The 19983-nt window shown below is 40.2% G+C and carries 19 protein-coding genes and 3 tRNA genes; 14 read left to right on the forward strand and 8 right to left on the reverse strand.

Features of this window, described 5'->3' with window-relative positions; translation table 11 throughout:
• Nucleotides 1–642, reverse strand: a complete 642-nt coding sequence (locus CXF88_RS19200; protein WP_101088395.1) for a TetR/AcrR family transcriptional regulator — start codon at nucleotides 640–642, stop codon at nucleotides 1–3.
• Nucleotides 643–837: 195 nt separating this feature from the next.
• On the opposite strand from CXF88_RS19200, the gene CXF88_RS19205 reads away from it, so the two are divergent.
• Nucleotides 838–2679: a M2 family metallopeptidase gene (locus CXF88_RS19205; RefSeq protein ID WP_101088396.1), complete on the forward strand. Its 1842-nt coding sequence runs from the start codon at nucleotides 838–840 to the stop codon at nucleotides 2677–2679.
• Between the two features lie 225 nt (nucleotides 2680–2904).
• Here the strand turns inward: CXF88_RS19205 and smrA are convergent, their stop codons facing one another.
• Nucleotides 2905–3507 (reverse strand): DNA endonuclease SmrA, encoded by a 603-nt coding sequence (smrA, locus tag CXF88_RS19210; protein WP_101088397.1) that lies wholly within the window; start codon nucleotides 3505–3507, stop codon nucleotides 2905–2907.
• Nucleotides 3508–3631: 124 nt separating this feature from the next.
• On the opposite strand from smrA, the gene CXF88_RS19215 reads away from it, so the two are divergent.
• On the forward strand, nucleotides 3632–4234 hold the full coding sequence (locus CXF88_RS19215) for a DUF4440 domain-containing protein (RefSeq protein WP_242445209.1): 603 nt from the start codon (nucleotides 3632–3634) through the stop codon (nucleotides 4232–4234).
• Nucleotides 4224–4715, forward strand: a complete 492-nt coding sequence (locus tag CXF88_RS19220; protein WP_101088398.1) for a YchJ family protein — start codon at nucleotides 4224–4226, stop codon at nucleotides 4713–4715. The genes CXF88_RS19215 and CXF88_RS19220 overlap by 11 nt, the downstream gene beginning before the upstream one ends.
• A gap of 197 nt (nucleotides 4716–4912) precedes the next feature.
• Here CXF88_RS19220 and CXF88_RS19225 read toward each other — a convergent pair whose 3' ends face one another.
• The 3 genes from CXF88_RS19225 to CXF88_RS19235 form a co-directional block, all read right to left on the reverse strand.
• Nucleotides 4913–7153: an EAL domain-containing protein gene (locus CXF88_RS19225; RefSeq protein ID WP_101088399.1), complete on the reverse strand. Its 2241-nt coding sequence runs from the start codon at nucleotides 7151–7153 to the stop codon at nucleotides 4913–4915.
• 339 nt (nucleotides 7154–7492) lie between these two features.
• A complete protein-coding gene (locus CXF88_RS19230) occupies nucleotides 7493–7780 on the reverse strand; it encodes a DUF406 family protein (RefSeq protein WP_101088400.1) in 288 nt (95 codons plus the stop codon).
• 131 nt (nucleotides 7781–7911) lie between these two features.
• A complete protein-coding gene (locus tag CXF88_RS19235; protein WP_101088401.1) occupies nucleotides 7912–8409 on the reverse strand; it encodes a VC2046/SO_2500 family protein in 498 nt (165 codons plus the stop codon).
• A 125-nt stretch (nucleotides 8410–8534) separates the two neighbouring features.
• Between CXF88_RS19235 and CXF88_RS19240 the strand changes: the two genes are divergently transcribed.
• The 4 genes from CXF88_RS19240 to CXF88_RS19255 all read left to right on the forward strand — a co-directional run bounded on the left by CXF88_RS19240 (nucleotide 8535) and on the right by CXF88_RS19255 (nucleotide 10291).
• Nucleotides 8535–8619: transfer RNA gene (locus CXF88_RS19240), tRNA-Tyr, on the forward strand.
• 89 nt (nucleotides 8620–8708) lie between these two features.
• Nucleotides 8709–8793 (forward strand) — tRNA-Tyr (locus CXF88_RS19245).
• A 30-nt stretch (nucleotides 8794–8823) separates the two neighbouring features.
• Nucleotides 8824–8908: transfer RNA gene (locus tag CXF88_RS19250), tRNA-Tyr, on the forward strand.
• 321 nt (nucleotides 8909–9229) lie between these two features.
• Complete coding sequence (locus CXF88_RS19255; RefSeq protein WP_101088402.1) at nucleotides 9230–10291, forward strand: PLP-dependent cysteine synthase family protein; 1062 nt, start codon at nucleotides 9230–9232, stop codon at nucleotides 10289–10291.
• Between the two features lie 90 nt (nucleotides 10292–10381).
• Here CXF88_RS19255 and queE read toward each other — a convergent pair whose 3' ends face one another.
• Nucleotides 10382–11050 (reverse strand): 7-carboxy-7-deazaguanine synthase QueE, encoded by a 669-nt coding sequence (gene queE, locus CXF88_RS19260; protein ID WP_101088403.1) that lies wholly within the window; start codon nucleotides 11048–11050, stop codon nucleotides 10382–10384.
• A 210-nt stretch (nucleotides 11051–11260) separates the two neighbouring features.
• On the opposite strand from queE, the gene queC reads away from it, so the two are divergent.
• Together queC and rrtA are read left to right on the forward strand one after the other, a co-directional pair.
• A complete protein-coding gene (gene queC / locus CXF88_RS19265; RefSeq protein ID WP_101088404.1) occupies nucleotides 11261–11968 on the forward strand; it encodes a 7-cyano-7-deazaguanine synthase QueC in 708 nt (235 codons plus the stop codon).
• A 184-nt stretch (nucleotides 11969–12152) separates the two neighbouring features.
• Nucleotides 12153–12782 carry a rhombosortase gene (gene rrtA / locus CXF88_RS19270; protein WP_101088405.1) on the forward strand — a complete coding sequence of 210 codons (630 nt, stop codon included), beginning with the start codon at nucleotides 12153–12155 and terminating at the stop codon, nucleotides 12780–12782.
• Nucleotides 12783–12859: 77 nt separating this feature from the next.
• On the opposite strand, the gene CXF88_RS19275 is transcribed toward rrtA, so the two are convergent.
• Nucleotides 12860–13516, reverse strand: coding sequence for a hypothetical protein (locus tag CXF88_RS19275; RefSeq protein WP_101088406.1), 657 nt, complete (start codon nucleotides 13514–13516; stop codon nucleotides 12860–12862).
• A 255-nt stretch (nucleotides 13517–13771) separates the two neighbouring features.
• Here CXF88_RS19275 and CXF88_RS19280 point away from each other — a divergent pair, with 255 nt between their 5' ends.
• The 3 genes from CXF88_RS19280 (at nucleotide 13772) to CXF88_RS19290 (ending at nucleotide 15951) form a co-directional block, all read left to right on the forward strand.
• Complete coding sequence (locus tag CXF88_RS19280; RefSeq protein WP_101088407.1) at nucleotides 13772–14455, forward strand: hemolysin III family protein; 684 nt, start codon at nucleotides 13772–13774, stop codon at nucleotides 14453–14455.
• Between the two features lie 116 nt (nucleotides 14456–14571).
• Nucleotides 14572–14916, forward strand: coding sequence for an MGMT family protein (locus CXF88_RS19285; RefSeq protein WP_101088408.1), 345 nt, complete (start codon nucleotides 14572–14574; stop codon nucleotides 14914–14916).
• Nucleotides 14917–14991: 75 nt separating this feature from the next.
• Nucleotides 14992–15951, forward strand: a complete 960-nt coding sequence (locus CXF88_RS19290) for a DUF3108 domain-containing protein (RefSeq protein WP_101088490.1) — start codon at nucleotides 14992–14994, stop codon at nucleotides 15949–15951.
• Here CXF88_RS19290 and CXF88_RS19295 read toward each other — a convergent pair.
• The gene (locus tag CXF88_RS19295) at nucleotides 15937–16713 is read right to left on the reverse strand and encodes a class II glutamine amidotransferase (protein ID WP_101088409.1); all 777 of its coding nucleotides are present in this window, start codon (nucleotides 16711–16713) and stop codon (nucleotides 15937–15939) included. The genes CXF88_RS19290 and CXF88_RS19295 overlap by 15 nt on opposite strands.
• Before the next feature lie 248 nt (nucleotides 16714–16961).
• Here CXF88_RS19295 and fadE point away from each other — a divergent pair, with 248 nt between their 5' ends.
• Nucleotides 16962–19409, forward strand: a complete 2448-nt coding sequence (gene fadE / locus CXF88_RS19300) for an acyl-CoA dehydrogenase FadE (protein ID WP_101088410.1) — start codon at nucleotides 16962–16964, stop codon at nucleotides 19407–19409.
• 85 nt (nucleotides 19410–19494) lie between these two features.
• Entirely contained in the window at nucleotides 19495–19929 is a 435-nt protein-coding gene (locus CXF88_RS19305) for a PaaI family thioesterase (RefSeq protein WP_197708474.1), read from the forward strand.
• The last annotated feature ends 54 nt before the right edge of the window (nucleotides 19930–19983 follow it).

Consider the following 19983-nt stretch of genomic DNA (forward strand, 5'->3'; position numbering starts at 1 on the left):
TTAGTTTGTTAACACAGGGACAGCAACGCCTGCTGCCATGTAGGGGATTACTTTACGGATAATGGCTTCAATATTGTTATGTTCACCATAATCTGCTGTGGCAATTTCATTTAATGCATCTGCAGAAGCCATAGTGAACACAATAGTCCCTAAAGTGAAGTGCAAACGCCAAAACATTTCTGCTGCAGGTATGTGAGGTGCACTGGCTGATACCGCTTGTACAAACGTCGCTAAATGCTCACCATAATGCGTGGTAATAAACCAGCGCAAATGACCTTGGCTTTCAATATAACCGCGACCTAACAGCTGCAAGAAAATAATCGTGCCACCGTTGCGTACTTTATTGAGTTCAAGTAACGGTTTAATTAAAGCAGAAAAAATCTCGTTTAGTGACGCATTCTCTGGCGCATGATGTATACGTTTAATCTCTACCGCGGCGCTGGGCATAAAGACATCTAAGTATCTTGCTAACACAGCTCGAATTAATTCTTTTTTTGAACCAAAATGGTAATTAACAGATGCCAAATTGACTTCAGCTTTGCTGGTGATCAGTCGTAACGACGTTTCAGAAAAACCTCTTTCAGCAAACAACTTTTCAGCTGCATCGAGTATTCTTGTTTTTGTATCAGTACGGCTTGCCATTCCCAGACCCAAGTTAATTTAAACACCTGTTTAAATTAATCATTGAGCGCACAGATGTCAATCGAAATTGTCAGCTTTCTTTATTAAGACAAATAACAAAAATCGTAACAACCACACCAGATTGTTAACTAATATGCAATACATGCTGTTTTTCGGTACACTGATGCCGATAATAAAAACAAGGATGCACACAACATGAACTTGCCTTTAAAACGACCGTCTCAAATTGCACTTATTGTTTCAATAGCATTAGGCTTAAGTGCCTGTAGCGACACGACTGCGACCACTCAGATACCTACTGAAAAGATAGATACTGCTGCGGCTATCGATTTTGTCAATAGAGCTGAAGCCGATTTAGCCAATTTATCAATTGAAGCTAATCGGGCTGAATGGATTTATTCCAATTTTATCACTGATGACACCGCGGCGTTGTCTGCCGCTATGGGTGAAAAAGTCACCTCAACATCTGTGCGCTATGCAACTGAAGCGGCGAAATATGCCAATGTAGAGCTTGATGCTGTTAATGCAAGAAAACTTAACAGCTTACGCAGTAGCCTTGTTTTACCAGCCCCTCTAGACCCAGCTAAAAACGCAGAACTTGCCAGCATCGCGTCTGAACTTAACGGTTTATATGGTAAAGGCAAATACTGCTTTGCCGACGGTCGCTGCCTCACTCAACCAGAGCTTTCCAATATAATGGCAGAGTCGAAAGACCCTGCAGTGCTTTTAGAAGCTTGGAAAGGTTGGCGTGAAATAGCCAAACCAATGCGTCCACTATTTGAACGAGAAGTCGAATTAGCTAATCAAGGTGCACAAGATTTAGGCTACGCCGACTTATCTGAATTATGGCGAAGTCAGTATGACATGGAGCCAGAAGCATTCTCTGCCGAATTAGATCGTCTATGGGCACAAATTAAGCCTCTATATGATTCATTACATTGTTATGTTCGTGGTGAACTAAATGAGCAATACGGTGACGACGTTGCACCTAAAACAGGCCCTATCCCTGCACATTTATTGGGCAATATGTGGGCTCAGCAATGGGGCACGATTTATAATAGTGTCGCACCTAAAGATGCAGACCCAGGTTACAACGTTACCGAATTGTTAGCCCAGAATGGCTACGATGAAACAAAAATGGTCAAACAAGCTGAAGGCTTTTTCACTTCACTTGGCTTTGGTGCATTACCAGAAACATTCTGGACTCGCTCAATGTTTGTTCAGCCTCAAGACCGTGATGTGGTGTGTCATGCATCTGCATGGGATTTAGACGACCAAGATGATCTTCGGATAAAGATGTGCATTCAGAAAAATGCTGAAGACTTTAGCGTTATTCATCACGAATTAGGCCATAACTTTTATCAACGTGCTTATAAAAATCAGCCGTTTATCTTTAAAAACTCTGCCAACGATGGTTTCCATGAAGCCATTGGTGACACGATTGCCTTATCGATTACTCCTAAATATTTGCAAAAAATTGGCTTGCTCGAAACCGTACCCGATGCGTCAAAAGACATCGGCTTATTGTTAAAGCAAGCATTAGATAAAATTGCCTTTATGCCTTTCGGTTTGATGATCGACCAATGGCGCTGGCAAGTATTTAACGGCACCATTAAACCGGAGCAATATAACCAAGCCTGGTGGGACTTACGTGAAAAGTACCAAGGTGTTAAAGCGCCAATTGAACGTACTGAAGCCGACTTCGACCCTGGTGCTAAATACCATGTTCCTGGTAATGTTCCCTATACGCGTTATTTCTTAGCGCATGTTTTGCAGTTCCAATTCCACAAAGCACTGTGTGATATTGCAGGTGATACCGGCCCAGTTCATCGCTGTAGCATTTATGGAAATAAAGAAGCGGGGGCTAAGTTGAATGAAATGCTCGAAATGGGCGCCAGCAAACCTTGGCCGGAAGCACTGAGTGTAGTGACGGGTTCCGATAAAATGGATGCCAAGGCAGTATTAGATTACTTTGCACCTTTGCAAGTGTGGTTAGATGAGCAAAATACCCAAGCTAATCGTCAGTGTGGCTGGTAACGCTAGTGATGACCAATTGTACTAATGAACTGTACTAATGATCTGTACTAAAGGGTTATAGCAATTAGTTGAATTAATAAATAATAGGGCTGAATCAGTAGCTGACTCAAATAAATGGTCACTCAGAAACTCGCATTTTATCATCTAATTAATTCACTCTTGAAAAGGACGCCAATATAAATTGGCGTCCTTTTTATTTATACCGATAATTAATTAGCTTAAAACCTATCTAAAACCGCGACCTTTTCTATTCAGCTCACTATTTTCAATCCTTTTTTGCTGTGATTTTTTTAGCATCACAAATACAGCGCCAACGCCACCACTCTGTTTAGTAGCCGAATGGTATGCGATTACGGGGTCAATAAAGCGTAACCAATGACAGACTGCGGATTTAAGCAATCCTGGATAAGGTTTACTTTTATACCCCTTTCCATGGATAACCAGTATGTTACGTTCGCCGCGCTCATAAGCACTTAACACACAATTAAGTAAGCTTTCACGAGCCTGTAAAAGCCGATATTCATGTAAGTCTAATACGGTTTGAAAACGGTATTTTCCAAGACTAAGTTGTTTAAATACTTGGTCTTGGATGCCATCCATTTTATAACTCACCACATCGTCTGGCTTAAGGGGTGCAAATAAATAAGCCTCAGTGGGTAATAACTGTAACAACTCATGTTGCTCAGCTGCCGCTCGCTTTGCCAGTTGCGCATCTGTTAAACTTAATGGATTAAGCCATATTTGGGTGGTTTGTGGTTGATGTTCATATTTAAGAGGGGTCACATCGGCCATTTCTTGCAAAAATAATTCGTCATCACTTAACGACATATGTCACCTCCTACATACTTTGTAAAGATTCTATCCTTTAGCAAAGTTGCTCAATAATTTATAGTTGTGCTAACGGTATCGCTTGCCATTATTGATTTACATTAGATAAAAAGAGAATAATTCCTTGATAAGAATATTGACCATTTTGAATACGCCATGGCTATCTTCACTGCTTCTTGCAGTGAGCCTGTGCGTTAGCAGTTCGAATGTTTATGCCACTGAATCGATCCCTCACCAGGTTTTGAATGCCAATTTTACAAAATTGACTAACGCTTTTGAACAACTCGATTTAGCCGCTATGGAAAACATATATACTGACGATGCAGTTTATATTTCTGAAACACAAGACAGAGGAATTATTAGCGGTAAAGAAAATATCCTCAATCTGTATAGCCGATTTTTTAATAAAATTAAACGTAAGAACGCTAAACTTGAAGTCGATTTTCGTGTACTTGTACGTTATAGCGAGCCAAATAGCGCAACTGACATCGGTTATTATTTAGTCCGTTTTCACCCAGGAAAAGAATCTGGCGAACCGGTCAGTGAGTTTGCCGGTAAATTTGTGACTGTGTTTACCAAAGACAGTAAACAACAGTGGAAAATTAGTGTCGACTCTAACACTCACGCCGCGCCACATTTTTACTATGACGCTAAACCAGTACCGAATCTTTATTACGGCCGACAATTTATCGCTGCCACGTCAAAAGAATTACCTGATGAACAATAGTGATTTATCCGCGATAAAGCAGGCATCTTGTCCGTGTGGCAGTAGTTTGCCCTACTACCAGTGCTGTGAAGCCTATCATGCCGGTCTTGTTGTAGCAGAGATGCCAGAGCGTTTAATGCGCTCTCGCTATAGTGCTTTTGTATTACGTCAGTTTAGCTACTTGATTGCCACGCATCATCCAGACTATTTACACGGTTTGACTGAACAACAGCTTGCCCAAGGTAAAACTCAGTGGTTAGGTTTACAGGTATTATCATCGAATCAACAGGCTGACTGTGGTGAAGTGACATTTAAAGCGTGGTTTATTGAAAATAAGCATATTGATGCGGTTTATGAATGTTCGTCATTTATCAAAAAAGATGGCTTATGGTTTTACACCGATGGACAGCAAATGCAAACTCGTTTACCCGGCAGAAATGATGCTTGTATCTGTTACAGCGGAAAAAAGTTTAAACAATGTTGTGCTAAACGTATGAGTTAACATCAATAAATAATGCTTAGCCCTTCTTATTGATAATAAATACTGGTGCAGAGTGACTATGTAGATACTAAGCAATCGTAAAACCATTATTTAAATGGGCACTAATTAACAATAGCGACGAAATAGCAATAGATGCGAGTTGCACAATCTTAATCGTCATCAGTAAAGTCCGATTCGCACAACAAGGAATACGCTGACTAAACCAATGAATTGCTCATTAATACTAATTTCTGCGGTTTAGACTCATGGGCATGAATAAACAAAGCAAAATCATTAACACGGATTGCAGGGCTATACAAAAATCCTTGTGCATGATGACAAGCACTTAATGTTAAAAACTCCTCTTGCTCTTTAGTTTCAACCCCTTCAGCAGTTAACGAAATATTCAATGCTTTTGCCATCGCGATAATCGCACTGACAATCTCACGACTTTCGTGGCTAGAAGATATATCCATGATAAACGAGCGATCAATTTTTAATTTAGATATCGGAAATTGCTTTAAGTACTTCATTGAACTGTAACCCGTCCCAAAGTCATCAATCGCTAAACCGACGCCTAACTCTGCCAACTCATGGCATAGATTGATAGCATATCGAATGTCACCCATGAGTTCAGTTTCAGTGATTTCAAGAATTAACGTTTTAGGCTTGATACGATAACGGGTGATTAAGCGCCAAACTTGTTCGTACAAGTTGCCACTAAAAAATTGCCTCGCAGCAACATTCACATGCATCGTAATATTGACGTTTTTATGCTGCCATAAATTCAGTTGCTTACAGGCCGTTTCTAATACCCATTCGCCAATTTGGTTAATCAACCCGGTTTGTTCTGCGATTTCGATAAACGCACCTGGATATAACACGCCTTTTTTAGGGTGATTCCAACGAATTAATGCTTCAGCGCCAATATACTGATTATGTTGTAAGTCCATTAAGGGTTGATAATACAACTCAAATTCTCGACCACGAATAGCACTATGTAAATCACGCTCTATTTCAGCGTTGGTGGTAAACGTTTCAAGTAGTGCTTCATTAAAAAACTGGTAATGTGCACCATTTTTCTTTTTAGCATGTTGTAAGGTAATATCGGCACAAGATAACGGGGCAAACATCCCAACAACAGACTTAATATCAACCACTGCAAGCGCCGGTTTTGGCTCAACTTTCTCACGCGAGATAACCGATGGCGCAGCTAGGTTCATATATAACCGGCTGATCATTTGTTCGACATCGGTCTCAGAGTGCATGGGTGGCAATAACACAGCAAATTCATCGCTACCTATTCTGGCAACATCAATAGCATTAACAGATACAGCAAAGTGTTTTAAGCGCCGTGCGATTTCGATTAAAAGGCTATCGCCTTGAACATGACCATGGGTATCGTTAAAGCGCTTGAAGCCTAATAAATCAATCAGAATCAGTATCCCAGCAGTGGCACGATCTAATTGAGGAGTAAAATGACTACGATTGTGCAAGCCTGTCAAAGAACAATGCCATGCTAAACGCTCTAATTCCGCTTTGTGAAAATATTCTGCCGAATTATCATAACTAGACACTAACGCATAATGCTTACCCTGCTCCGTTACAAACGGGGTAATATGATAATTTAGCCAATATTCACTGCCATCAATCCGCGCGAGCTTAAGGTTACCTTTAACAATCTCACTATTACGTAATTTATTGATTAGATCGTCAAGTAATTGTGGGGTATTTCTAAAAATATCAAGACTCGATGCACTATGGTGCTCAACAGTTTCCCGTGGCAACCCAGTCATTTTCTCATGGGCACTATTAACATACTCGATGATTAGACTATCGGTATTCACCAGCATCACGACATGTTCGGATTGCTCGGTTGCATTGCGCAATAAGTAAATTTGTTCATTGCTATCATAGGTATAACGAGTCGCTAGCGTCAAAGCTAATTGGTCAGCACATTGAATAGCAAACTGAATATCAGATTTTATCCAATTAACCTTTTCACAGCTTTCAACCGATAACACACCTTCAATATGTCCATTAATTCGGATGGCAATATCGATACTGGTGACAATGTTATGATGTTGGTAGTAATCTGAAAATGTTTCAACGAGATTTATGTGCGAGTTATCAGAGGATAAAATATAACGGTGAGATCGTAATTCATTAAAATATTGAGGATCTATTGTGATGTGTCTCAGGTGAGATAAATGACTCAATGATTCATCAATCTTACTGGCTACTAGAGTATGCTGACAAGTAAAATTGTCTTCATCATCAGCAGTAAAATCATCATTCGCAGATTGACTTACGAGAGTCCACACGGATACAAATGACGCAGCAAAATACTCACGCAGCAGTTGACACACTAACTCTGCAGTTTTTGAGAAATCACCTTGTTGTTTAGCACTGGAATTTACAATTAATTCCAATAAGTGCTGTTGCTCTTTTCGATTCATTTACATCCCGAAAAATGGCTTCATAACCCTAAATTTTTACATTATTAATCAGTACACTTGTTATTATTAGTTCTGAAAATCAGAATTTGAGTGATAATGTTACAATAATACATAGGGAGTGAAGTTCGCGTTAAAGGTATGAATAACGTTACATTACCATACGCTACTATACCTTTTTGTTATGTAAAGCAGATTACACGCGATACTAAAAAACAGCAATCCTTTACTAATATATTGTTACGCTTTATTTGGATTGTTGACACGCTAAACCCACTCCCACAAAATGTGTTTAACATCAATTATATGACAGTGTATATTTCTAATACAAACGACTGAAATCTACAGTTGATTTTCAAGTTGAAAAATCATTTTCTCTACGCTGAACGCAAAATCAAGCTTCAATGAAATAGTGCTATCTTCATCAATAATGTCCGCTTTAGTATCAGGAAAACGCTCTTGAGCCACTTGCAGCATAGATTGAGCTTGCAATAAGGCATCGTCTCCTACAAAGCTAAGCAGTAATAACGTATCTTCTGCTTCCACAACCGCGCCAATATCTACATAACTGCCGCATTCAGTACAACTGTCACTGACATTTCCTTGCTGCTGTTTAATTTGCTTAATCATTATGTCACCCCATCTGTTTGAACCACGTCAAATGGCAAATATAACTGAGTTTTGGCAAGCTTTTATTTGCCATGCTCACAATTATCAAAATTAAATCATAGTCTCAGGATTTTAGCCTGAAATCTCAGCAGTTAAGCCAGTTGTAAAGATAACGTATTAGATATTTTACGTTGCGTGCTGAGTTGTTCTAAAAAATGCATATCTTCTAATGGGGTGTGTTGTTGGTAAGCATTAATCGCTTTATGCTTAGTTAAGTAATCACAGTTACTTAATACTTCAACCATCGCATCAGATTGAGCGCCTCTTATCACTAGCGCTTCAGGTGTCAATGCTTGTTGTAGTTGAAACTGCCGTGCGCCTTGCTGCTGAAATAACATCGCGTTATCAATAGTGTCTGGGTGAATAGAAATATCATCTACTAATAACTGGGGTTGAGGTACAGAAAATTGTTGTCGCAGTTTTTGTGTGCTTTCTACATCATTATCTAACTGAAATTGAGCCATATCGCGAGCATCAACTGACAACATAGCCAATAGCAAACCAAATTCACCGCGACGATTGTTTTCAATCGCAACGTTTAATCGGCTCCCTATTTGTAACTCATTGACTAATGTTGACTCAATTTGCATATAAAAACATCACTACCACTGCTCGATGCTATTTTATCGACCAAACAGTCATAAACTTTAGTAAAATATTCAATTATCCACTTTACATATAAAAGGTTTCTGACTACTATGGCGACCGCAATTGAGGAGGGGTTCCCGAGTGGCCAAAGGGATCAGACTGTAAATCTGACGGCTCAGCCTTCGAAGGTTCGAATCCTTCTCCCTCCACCATTTGCGTTGCTTCAAAGTTCAAATCTAAAAGTGTTAAAGATGTAAAGAGTTAGAATGTAAAAAGAGAGTAAGAAAAAAAGAAAATATGTGGAGGGGTTCCCGAGTGGCCAAAGGGATCAGACTGTAAATCTGACGGCTCAGCCTTCGAAGGTTCGAATCCTTCTCCCTCCACCATCTTTCTTTTATTCCTATTTATCTTGCTGTGGAGGGGTTCCCGAGTGGCCAAAGGGATCAGACTGTAAATCTGACGGCTCAGCCTTCGAAGGTTCGAATCCTTCTCCCTCCACCATTTTACATTTTGCGATTGTTAATTGTATTTTAATCCAGATAACAATAAAAACACCATCAGTTCAAGTGCTAGAATCATTCCTCCTGTCATTTTTTGTCTCGTTAATACTTTCTGTTTTACCCTATCTCAGTGTTACAATTTATTGATATTCCTTACCTAATTACTTTCTGTATTACCTCGTGCTGTCATCTGTTGATTCTCCGGTACTGTCTTTCGTCTGCTATTTTTAATTAAATATGTTTGCTTATGTCGATAAACACTACTCTTAACTTTATATTTTAGTTATTATTTATTCCTTTTTGGAATAACGAGTATCATTGCATGTCATCTACTTGGGTCAATCAGGCCATCGCAAAAATAGAAGCCGATTTTCAACGGTCTGCAGACACCCATCTAATAAAATTAGATCTTCCACAACTTGTTGGAATAGACATTTATTTAAAAGATGAAAGTACTCATCCAACAGGTAGCTTGAAACATCGCTTAGCTCGATCACTGTTTCTATATGCGTTATGTAATGGCTGGATAAAAAAAGACACGCCCATTATTGAATCTTCATCTGGCAGTACCGCTGTTTCTGAAGCCTATTTTGCAAGATTACTCGGATTACCGTTTTTCGCTGTCATGCCAAAAACGACCGCAAAAAAGAAGATTCAACAAATAGAGTTTTACGGTGCACGATGTCACTTTGTCGATAATGGCAGTCAAATGTATGCTGAATCAGAAAGATTAGCCGCTGAGTTGCAAGGCCATTATATGGACCAATTCACTTATGCTGAACGCGCCACCGATTGGCGGGGTAATAACAATATTGCTGATTCAATCTTTAACCAAATGGAAAAAGAGCCTCATCCTATTCCAAGTTGGATTGTCATGAGCCCAGGTACCGGTGGCACTAGCGCAACTATTGGTCGCTATATTCGTTATCAACAACAACAGACGCAACTGTGCGTAGTCGATCCGGAAAACTCGGTATTCTACGATTACTTTCAAAGTGGTGATGCGAGCATTATTAGCGATAAGAGCAGTAAAATAGAAGGAATTGGCCGGCCACGTGTTGAACCGTCATTTATTGCTGGTGTTGTTGACTGCATGATTAAGATCCCTGATGCCGCCTCTATCGCAACGATTCAGTGGTTAGAACAACTCATAGGGCGTAAAACGGGTGCATCTACTGGCACCAACTTATATGGGGCGTTGTTGCTGGCAACACAAATGCGTAATGAAGGTCAAACAGGCTCTATTGTGACCTTAATTTGTGATGCGGGTGAGCGCTATCTCGATACCTATTACAACCCGCAATGGATAGAAGACAATATAGGCTGTTTCGAACACTACCGAGAAAAACTCATCGCGTTTAATCAATCTGGTTTACTTGGTTAACCTGTTGAAATTAAAAAGCCGTTGAATATAGATTCAACGGCTTTTTCGTTTCACCACTGGATATAATCTTAATTTTCACTAAGAAACACTTTAGTCTATATTCAAATACTTATGGGTTTGAATCGATAAACGCCAGTTACGGCTAATACACACCTTCATGGCAAGTTCTGTTGCGCGCGCCTTTTGGCTAATAGGTTGTAAGCAAATGGTTTTATCAGTGACATCAATATTCAGCAATAATTCATCTAACTCTTCAATATGGTGTTCAGTGGCGATCGGATGCTTAATTTCATTAGCACGATTTAATGCTTGTTCGAGTACCTTGTAGCCACCTTTCATATTGATTTTAGGTGATACAGTCACCCAAACATCTGTATGACATTTCACCTCAAAAGTACCACTGGTTTCTATTTGTACCTGATAACCAGCCTCAATAAAAATCGTGGTTAATTCTGTTAAATCGTACAAACACGGCTCACCACCGGTTAGCACAATGTGCTTAGCAGTAAAGCCTTTATCTTGGAATGCTTGCACTAATGTGTGACCAGTATGATCAGCCCATCTGCCGATAGTGCCATCAACTTGAATCACTTGCTCGGCAGTCACTTTATTTTCGGGTAACACATCCCACGTTTGCTTAGTATCACACCATGCACAACCTACAGGACAACCCTGCAAGCGAACGAACAGTGCAGGAACACCAGTATATGTGCCCTCACCTTGTATTGTTTCAAATACTTCGTTAACGGGATATTTCATTGTTTACCTTACTTCTGCTGACAAGTATTGGCTACCTGGCTTATAACGGGGCGGCATTTATAGAGTATTTTAGCGTTAGCTGCAAGTATTTACACCTACAGCTTTGCAGTTGGGTCTGGCTTAGGTAACATATCAGTTCTATTTACCTGAACCACTAGGCGTTGATCACACCGATCTTACGAGTCAGTTCAGTACGTTAAGAGTATATCCATGTCAGATGCAAAGCAAAACACCCCAACTAAAGCCCTTGTTGTTTTCAGTGGCGGTCAAGATTCAACTACTTGCCTTATCCAGGCTTTATCTCAATATGATGAAGTGCATGGGATCACATTTGATTATGGTCAACGCCATCGTCAAGAAATCGAAGTGGCAAAATCTTTAGCAACAGAGTTGAAACTAACTAGCCATAAAGTCATGGACACCACCTTATTAAACGAGTTAGCCATTTCAGCATTAACACGTGATGCTATACCGGTATCACATGAGTTGATGAATAATGGCTTGCCGAATACTTTTGTGCCTGGACGTAATATTTTATTTTTAACCTTAGCAGGCATCTACGCTTATCAATTAGGTTGCGATGCTATTATTACAGGCGTGTGTGAGACCGACTTTTCTGGCTATCCAGATTGTCGTAATGAATTTGTTCAATCAATGCAAAACTCATTAGCGCTAGGAATGGATAAACCCCTCAAGATAATTACTCCATTAATGTGGCTTAATAAAGCTGAAACCTGGGCGCTGGCTGATAAATATCAGCAATTAGCTTTAGTGCAACATCAAACGTTAACTTGCTATAACGGCATTATTGGTAAAGGTTGTGGTGATTGCCCCGCTTGTGTCTTACGTCAACGTGGCCTTGATGATTACTTGCAAAATAGTCAATCAGTGATGGACTCATTAAACAGTAAGCTATAATAGTATCGATAACATGCTGTCACTAACCGCAACGGATTAATGCAACTCGGCGGCAGCGCTATTTTGATGACGACACCTACAGGCACACAGGTTAACGCCATGCGTTAATTTTGCGCTACAGTTAAGTTTAGTGTCTTTAGATAAATTAAATTGGCTTGTTTTGACGGTGCGAAAAGAGGATATTTTGCTAAATCATAAATCAAACACTGTTGGACTTTATCACTTTGTCGTTGCCATCAGCCTTATTTGTATTGGGCTTTTTGCGGCAGATATACCAACGCCTGCATTTTTGCCCATTGATCAGTATTTAAGTTATCAATATGACGCCATTACTGATGGACAAATATGGCGATTAATCACCGGTAACCTGTTACATACTAATTTATGGCATTTACTGATGAATTTGGCAGGATTATGGGTAATTGTGTTTTTACATGAAGTCCATTACAAGCGTCATCCAGGCAAATTTACATTGCTGTTTATCAGTTTGTGTATCTTGGAAGGTATTGGTTTATATTTGTTTTATCCTAGTTTAAAAGCCTATGTTGGGTTAAGTGGTTTGTTGCATGGATTATTTGCTTTTGGTGCGGTAATGGATATCCACAAGGGTTACCGTTCAGGTTATTTACTGTTGCTTGGTGTGATCATTAAGGTTGGATACGAGCAGATATTTGGCGCGACAAACAGTATCACCCAGTTAATTAATGCCAGAGTTGCCACTGAATCACATCTGGTGGGTCTCATTTGTGGCATCTTGTGTGCGTTATGCTGGTCAACGATTGCCCACCGCTTTAAATACCACAATTTACCTTAACGCTACACGCAAACGGTGTTTATTTTAACGCTGATTGCACATACTGATTGTACATACTGGACAAACAGTATGTGGAATTAATTTATTATAGGCTCTGCTGACTCAGACTCAATCTCTGGCCCATCCATTTCCTTAGACATCCCTGATTCAGGAACTTTTTCCGATTCAGATTCAATATCTTGGATTGCTGTATTTGATTGAGCTCGTTCAACTAACTTATCGTATTCAGCTTGAGTAATAAGATAACTTTTTAACGGAGGTAATGGTTTTGTTGTCTGTTCATCAGTCACCGGGACTTCTGTCATACCACTAATATCAACTCGACCAAATATCAACGCGATAGTGATAACGAACACATGTATTAAAATCACGACCAATGTGGTGTAACGACTATTACTCACTGAAGCCACAAAACGTTGCCAAGCATTACCACTAATGATTGGTTGATTGGGCTGCAATAAAAGTTCACTATTATCTGATACGGATCCCATCGCGCCAGTTAACTGCAACTGAATTTCATCAGCGACTTGTTGTTGATGATGTTGTAATTGTTTTTCATCTACCACTTCATCTTCTGTCTCAACAAAAGGTGTCACGCCTTTATCAAATTCAATACTCGCACTGTCAATACTCGCACTATCAACTTGCTGTGATAGTTTGTTATCCCAACGTGGATCAGCGCTATTAGTTATCGCAGATTGAAGCGAACTGGACTGTGGTTTTTTTTCAGACATAAAGACTAATTCACCAAGAATGATGGGCTAAGTATAACGTCAACAACGTCATTGAGTAGCACCTTATTTGTGCTGTTAATGTTTGAATTGGATTAATAAACGTTTACCCAATCAAACGTTAAAATAAAATTATCAGTAACCCAAATGTGGACAATATTTTCAGCTTACACGTGTTCACCTAAATATAGCTATTTGGTTTTGAGGCTGATAGACTAACCTTGCTCAACATCCAATCAGCGTGATTTACAGGATATTATGAATTCATTATCAAACACTTTGGCGTCTCAGCAAACAGTTGCGGTATCGAGCGGATCAGATTACTGCCAAGCAGAAGAAAAAGCTAATGCCCTTTCACATGCATTAGGTGTTATTGCTGGCATCATCGGCTTAATGTTAATGCTGATAAAAGCCCCCGATCATTTAACCTTAGTGCAAATTACTGGTGTGGCAATTTATGGCATTAGCATAATCGCATTGTTTCTTGCCTCTACATTATATCACTCAAGTAAAAGTGCACTGTGGCGTAAACGCTATAAAATGGCAGATCACTGTGCTATTTACACGTTAATTGCCGGCACCTACACGCCAATGATGCTAATCAGTTTACAAAGCACACAAGCCACGGTGGTACTTACTGCTATTTGGTCTTTAGCTTTGGGCGGGGTTATCTTTAAAACATTGTTTATCGGTCGCTTTAAAGCATTTAGCGTAGTGCTTTATTTAGTAATGGGTTGGTTATGCGTCACTGTAATGGGCGATTTAAAAACTCACATGAGCGATTTAGGCTTAAGCTTACTGCTTGCTGGCGGTTTATTTTATAGTCTAGGGGTGATTTTTTATGTTGGAAAACGCATTCCGTTTAATCATGCCATTTGGCATTTTTTTGTACTTGGTGGCGCATTCAGTCATTTTTTATGTATTTATCTCACCGTTTTATAACTGTTAAACGTAAAATCATATCTCATAAAATTACGGTTGTACTATGGCCGCAATTTTTCTATTATCTGTTGCTAATACACCACTAAACTCTGCTTGAAGACGTTATATGGGAGCACATGACTAAACTGACGCCAATGGAGCGAATATGGTTTATTGTAAATATTATCCCTCAAGGCACTGTGCTACCTTATGGAATTGTTGCTGATTTAGCAGGGTTACCTGGTCGAGCACGTTATGTCTCTAGAGCATTGAAATTAGCGCCTGAAACACTTGGGCTCCCATGGCATAGGGTTATCAATAGTCAAGGTAAGATTTCCTTTGCAAAAAATACCGAACCGTTTCAAACACAGCAAGAATTATTAAGATTAGAAGGTATCACAGTGAACATAGGCAAGGTTTCGTTGTCTCAATATCAATGGAAACCCGATCTAGCCACCCTGGTAATGACATTACCATTTTAATCTTAGCTTATTCAGAATTCTAAACTTTAAGGTAATTATACATTGGTCAATAAATTAACTCGCTTATTCACTCTGATGTTGTCCACCTGTCCGGTTTTTTTCGCACAGGCAACTGACATTCAACAACTCACTGCAGATACTGAGTCTACGGCTAAATTGGCTGTGTCAGAAACGGCTGTGATTACAGAAAAACTCGAGCAAATTAATGTCCCGGCTTCATTAGATGCAATCCAACAAGCTGCTATCTTATCGCCATTAACAGCCCACAGTGCTAAATATAATGTGTTTTATGGCAGCTTCGAACTAGGTGAAGCAAATTATCGTTTACCCGCTACCGACAGCGGTTTTTACAGCTATCATTTCGACAGCGATGTCAGTTTATTAATGCTGTCTGATCAACGTCATCTTACCAGCGAATTCACCCTTGAAAATGGTAAATTAGTCCCATTTCGATACATACAAGAACGCACTGGTACTGGCAGTGATTACACTGAACAGACTGCTTTTGCTAAAGCACAGAAATTTATTCATACCATTTATAAGCAAGAAGCATTAAAGCTACCATATGAAGAAAAGGTGTTTGATCCGTTAATGGTTCAATTACAATTCAGAATGGATCTAGCAGCCAACATACGACCATTAGATTATAAAATGGTTAAAGAAAAAGAAGTCGATGACTATCAATTTAGAGTCATAGGCAAAGAAAAAGTCACCATAAAAAGTGGTACTTACGATACCGTCAAAGTTGAAGTGGTGCGTGACAGTACCAAAAGACAAACATTTTTCTGGATGGCGCCTGATTTAGCTTATCTACCCGTTCGTTTAAGCCACTTTTCAAAAGGCAGCAAACAGCTCGATATTCAGCTAGCCAGCTACCAATTCGAAAAACCATTGCCTCCCATGACGCCCGTCGTCATCGACGGTCCTAAGCCTGAAGCTTCAACTACTGTGGATGAACTAGTCTCTGAAGCTGAAAATGACGCTGGCATTAGTGAGTCTGAATTAGATGAAATAAAACAGCTAGCTGTTGATTAACTCGCCTTTACGGAATAACTTCCACTCACCTGGTTGTAAAACAACCCAATTTTCATTATTGGTTAATGGTCTAGTCGCAATCACAGTCACCACGTCATTTGGCGTGGTTTCTTGACTAAAATCGATAACTACATTGGTATCAATCAAGGTAGCTTGTCCAAATGGAGCACGGCGAGTGATGTGACATAGGTTGTTAGTGCAATAGGTCATTAAGTCTATGCCATTGCTCAACAACATATTAAACACACCTAATTGTCTTATTTCATCTGCGAGCAGGCTTATATACTGAAACACTTCATTCATGTTTTCAGGTTCATACTCGCCAAACTTATTAACCACTGATTCCAATATCCAGCAAAAAGCCAGTTCACTGTCAGTATCGCCAACAGGCTGAAAACGTGACACTGAAAAAGTGGATTGATAATCGGTTAATTGGCCATTGTGCGCATAAGTCCAATAACGGCCCCATAGCTCACGACTAAATGGGTGAGTATTGACTAAGGAAACACAACCTCGATTAGCTTGGCGAATATGACTTATCACGATTTCACTTTTAATCGGATATGACTTAATAAGTTCGGCAATATGTGACTTACTGCTAGGACAAGCATCTTTAAAAGTACGGTTACCTTTACCTTCATAGAAAGTAATTCCCCAGCCATCAACATGAGGACCAGTAACGCCACCGCGTTCAGCTAAGCCGGTAAAACTAAAAACAATATCCGTTGGCACATTGGCACTCATCGCCAGTAATTCACACATTAGCCTTGCCTTTTATGTTGCTATATTGAGCTAAACACTTTTGAAGAACGTATTGTAACTACTAAGCTAATTGAGTGGAACATTTCAGACACACAAATATTTAAACAATTGTTTGAAAAACACTTGTATTCGAGGCCCCATAAGGTTAACTTTTACGTGACACAGGTCTGACCACGTTCATTCTTGTGAATGAGATCAATAATAAATAAGCTATTTTGTCTACATAAATAGCTTTAAGGAGAAGTACATTGACCACCCTACTTTGGATCATCGCGATGATCTTTGTGCTCGGCGCCATGGCATACCTGCGGGTATCGTTATTATCTACAACAATTGCTGCGGCGATTGTGTTAGTTGTCGGTAGCACTTTGGACATTATTAGTGTAATAACATGGATTGTTTTCCTTGTCATTGCACTGCCACTAAACATCAAATCATTCAGACAGAATTTTATCAGTCGTCCACTGATAAAAGTGTATCGCGGTATCATGCCAGAGATGTCTTCTACTGAAAAAGAAGCCATTGAAGCAGGTACAACGTGGTGGGAAGCAGATTTATTTGCAGGTAACCCTAACTGGAGCAAATTACACAACTATCCTAAAGCGCGTTTAACTGCTGATGAGCAAGCATTCATAGACGGACCGGTTGAAGAAGTATGTAAAATGCTCAATCAACACGAAGTGTCGCATGTGCTAGGTGACTTGCCACAAGATGTATGGCAATTCTTAAAAGATAACGGTTTCTTCGCGATGATCATTAAGAAGAAGTATGGCGGTTTAGAATATTCTGCTTATGCTCAATCTTGTGTATTACAGAAACTTGCTGGTGTGAGTAGCGAACTTGCCTCAACAGTGGGTGTTCCTAACTCGTTAGGCCCTGGTGAGTTATTACAGCACTATGGTACTAAAGAGCAGCAAGATCATTATCTACCTCGTTTAGCTCAAGGTTTAGAAGTGCCATGTTTTGCACTTACTAGCCCTGAAGCAGGCAGTGATGCTGGCTCAATCCCAGATTTCGGCGTGGTATGTAGAGGTGAATTCCAAGGCGAAGAAGTTCTTGGTATGAAGCTAACGTGGAACAAGCGCTACATTACTTTAGCACCTGTTGCTACTGTACTTGGTCTAGCGTTTAAACTACGCGACCCTGATCACTTATTAGGTGATAAAGAAGAACTAGGCATTACTTGTGCACTTATCCCTACTGACATTCCAGGTGTTGAAACCGGACGTCGTCATTTCCCATTGAACTGTATGTTCCAAAATGGTCCAACACGCGGTAACGAAGTGTTCGTACCACTAAGCTTCATTATTGGTGGCCCAGAAATGGCCGGCCAAGGTTGGAGAATGTTGGTTGAGTGTCTATCTGTAGGTCGTGGTATTACCTTACCGTCAAACTCAGCTGGTGGCGTGAAAACGGCCGCTATTGCTACGGGTGCTTATGCACGTATTCGTCGTCAATTTAAATTACCTATCGGTAAGTTAGAAGGCATCGAAGAGCCTATGGCACGTATAGGCGGTAATGCTTACCTTATGGATGCGGTGGCGACGTTAACCACTACTGCTATCGATTTAGGCGAAAAGCCATCGGTTGTTTCAGCTATCGTTAAATTCCATTTAACCGATAGAATGCAAAAATGTATCATTGATGCAATGGACATACACGGTGGTAAAGGTGTGTGTCTAGGGCCGAATAACTACTTAGGCCGTGGCTATCAAGCTGCACCGATTGCGATTACTGTAGAAGGTGCAAATATTCTAACTCGCTCAATGATCATTTATGGACAAGGCGCAATTCGCTGTCATCCGTATGTATTGGCCGAAATGGAGTCAGCTTTTGATACTGATGCAAATCGTGGTTTAGCTAACTTCGACGCGGCTATCTTTGGTCATATTGGCTTTGCAACGTCTAACTTCATTCGTAGCTTCTGGATGGGCATAACCTCATCTCGTTTCTCGAATAGCCCTTACTCAGATAAAACCAAGCGTTACTATCAACAGATGAACCGTTTCAGTGCTAACTTAGCATTATTATCTGACTTAGCGATGGCTACACTGGGTGGAAACCTAAAACGTAAAGAACGTATTTCTGCTCGTTTAGGTGATTTATTGAGCCAGCTATACCTGACTTCTGCAACGCTAAAACGTTATGAAGATGATGGTCGTTTAACTGAAGATTTACCTTTAGTTCAATGGGCTGTTGAAGATTCGTTGTACAAGTTACAAGATTCGTTAGATGACTTACTGAACAACTTCCCAATGGGTTTAGGCATTGCACTTCGCGCCGTTATCTTCCCATTCGGTCGTCCAATTAAGCGCCCTAGTGATGTATTAGATCACAAAGTGGCTAAGATAATGCAAACTCCTTGTGCTAGTCGTGACCGTTTAGGTAAAGGCCAGTTCTGGACTGCATCTGAGTTCAATGCTGTAGGTATCCAAGAACAAACGTTTAAAGATATCCTTGCCGCAGAGCCACTGTACGACAAAGTCTGTAAAGCTGCGGGTAAGCGTCTGCCATTTATGTGGTTAGATAAAGTTGCTGCTGAAGGTAAAGCGCTTGGTGTGTTAAGCGACAGCGAAATCGCTTTACTTGAACGAGCTGAAATTGGTCGCTTAAAATCAATTAACGTTGATGATTTCGATACCGATGAGCTTCGTGCGCAACTAGCACCTAAAGCTAAGCAAGAAAAAGCAGCCTAGCTGCTAGGTTAAAACCTAAAATAAAAAGGGTAAAGCGAAAGCTTTACCCTTTTTTATCGCTAAAAATTGATGCTATCGCTCAAGGATAATAATGAAACAACTCACCGGATTACAACTGATGCAAGCCATGCTTAATGGCGACATACCTGCCCCGTCAATAACGCAAACCATACCGATGAAAGCTATCGAGGTCAGTGAAGGCGCAGTAACGTTTGAAGCCCATGCAGATGATCGTCATTTAAACCCGATGGGCGGCGTACACGGTGGCTTTGCAGCGACAATCATGGACACAGTAACAGCCTGCGCGGTTCATTCATCACTCCCAGCAGGTGTCAGTTATTCAACCATTGATTTGAACATTAAAATGGTTCGGCCTGTGCCACAAAACCAGCGATTGATCGCCAAAGGGAGATTAATGAACTTATCAAAATCGTTAGGCATATCTGAAGGCACTTTAACCACTGAAGCCGGTAAGTTACTCGCTACCGCTACAGCGACCTGCCTTATTCTGCGCCCTTAGGTAGTTGGCTAAACGGTACTTTGCACTTTGAACTTTGAACTTTGCACTGCTAGA

It is taken from the genome of Shewanella sp. ALD9 (genome assembly GCF_002836315.1).
Lineage (GTDB): Bacteria > Pseudomonadota > Gammaproteobacteria > Enterobacterales > Shewanellaceae > Shewanella.

What these genes read in the sequence shown, in the direction of transcription:
- CXF88_RS19200 (WP_101088395.1), bottom strand. Translation starts at nt 642, where the DNA reads ATGGCAAGCCGTACTGATACAAAAACAAGAATACTCGATGCAGCTGAA.
- CXF88_RS19205 (WP_101088396.1), top strand. Translation starts at nt 838, where the DNA reads ATGAACTTGCCTTTAAAACGACCGTCTCAAATTGCACTTATTGTTTCA.
- smrA (WP_101088397.1), bottom strand. Translation starts at nt 3,507, where the DNA reads ATGTCGTTAAGTGATGACGAATTATTTTTGCAAGAAATGGCCGATGTG.
- CXF88_RS19220 (WP_101088398.1), top strand. Translation starts at nt 4,224, where the DNA reads ATGAACAATAGTGATTTATCCGCGATAAAGCAGGCATCTTGTCCGTGT.
- CXF88_RS19225 (WP_101088399.1), bottom strand. Translation starts at nt 7,153, where the DNA reads ATGAATCGAAAAGAGCAACAGCACTTATTGGAATTAATTGTAAATTCC.
- CXF88_RS19230 (WP_101088400.1), bottom strand. Translation starts at nt 7,780, where the DNA reads ATGATTAAGCAAATTAAACAGCAGCAAGGAAATGTCAGTGACAGTTGT.
- CXF88_RS19235 (WP_101088401.1), bottom strand. Translation starts at nt 8,409, where the DNA reads ATGCAAATTGAGTCAACATTAGTCAATGAGTTACAAATAGGGAGCCGA.
- CXF88_RS19255 (WP_101088402.1), top strand. Translation starts at nt 9,230, where the DNA reads ATGTCATCTACTTGGGTCAATCAGGCCATCGCAAAAATAGAAGCCGAT.
- queE (WP_101088403.1), bottom strand. Translation starts at nt 11,050, where the DNA reads ATGAAATATCCCGTTAACGAAGTATTTGAAACAATACAAGGTGAGGGC.
- queC (WP_101088404.1), top strand. Translation starts at nt 11,261, where the DNA reads ATGTCAGATGCAAAGCAAAACACCCCAACTAAAGCCCTTGTTGTTTTC.
- CXF88_RS19275 (WP_101088406.1), bottom strand. Translation starts at nt 13,516, where the DNA reads ATGTCTGAAAAAAAACCACAGTCCAGTTCGCTTCAATCTGCGATAACT.
- CXF88_RS19280 (WP_101088407.1), top strand. Translation starts at nt 13,772, where the DNA reads ATGAATTCATTATCAAACACTTTGGCGTCTCAGCAAACAGTTGCGGTA.
- CXF88_RS19285 (WP_101088408.1), top strand. Translation starts at nt 14,572, where the DNA reads ATGACTAAACTGACGCCAATGGAGCGAATATGGTTTATTGTAAATATT.
- CXF88_RS19290 (WP_101088490.1), top strand. Translation starts at nt 14,992, where the DNA reads ATGTTGTCCACCTGTCCGGTTTTTTTCGCACAGGCAACTGACATTCAA.
- CXF88_RS19295 (WP_101088409.1), bottom strand. Translation starts at nt 16,713, where the DNA reads ATGTGTGAATTACTGGCGATGAGTGCCAATGTGCCAACGGATATTGTT.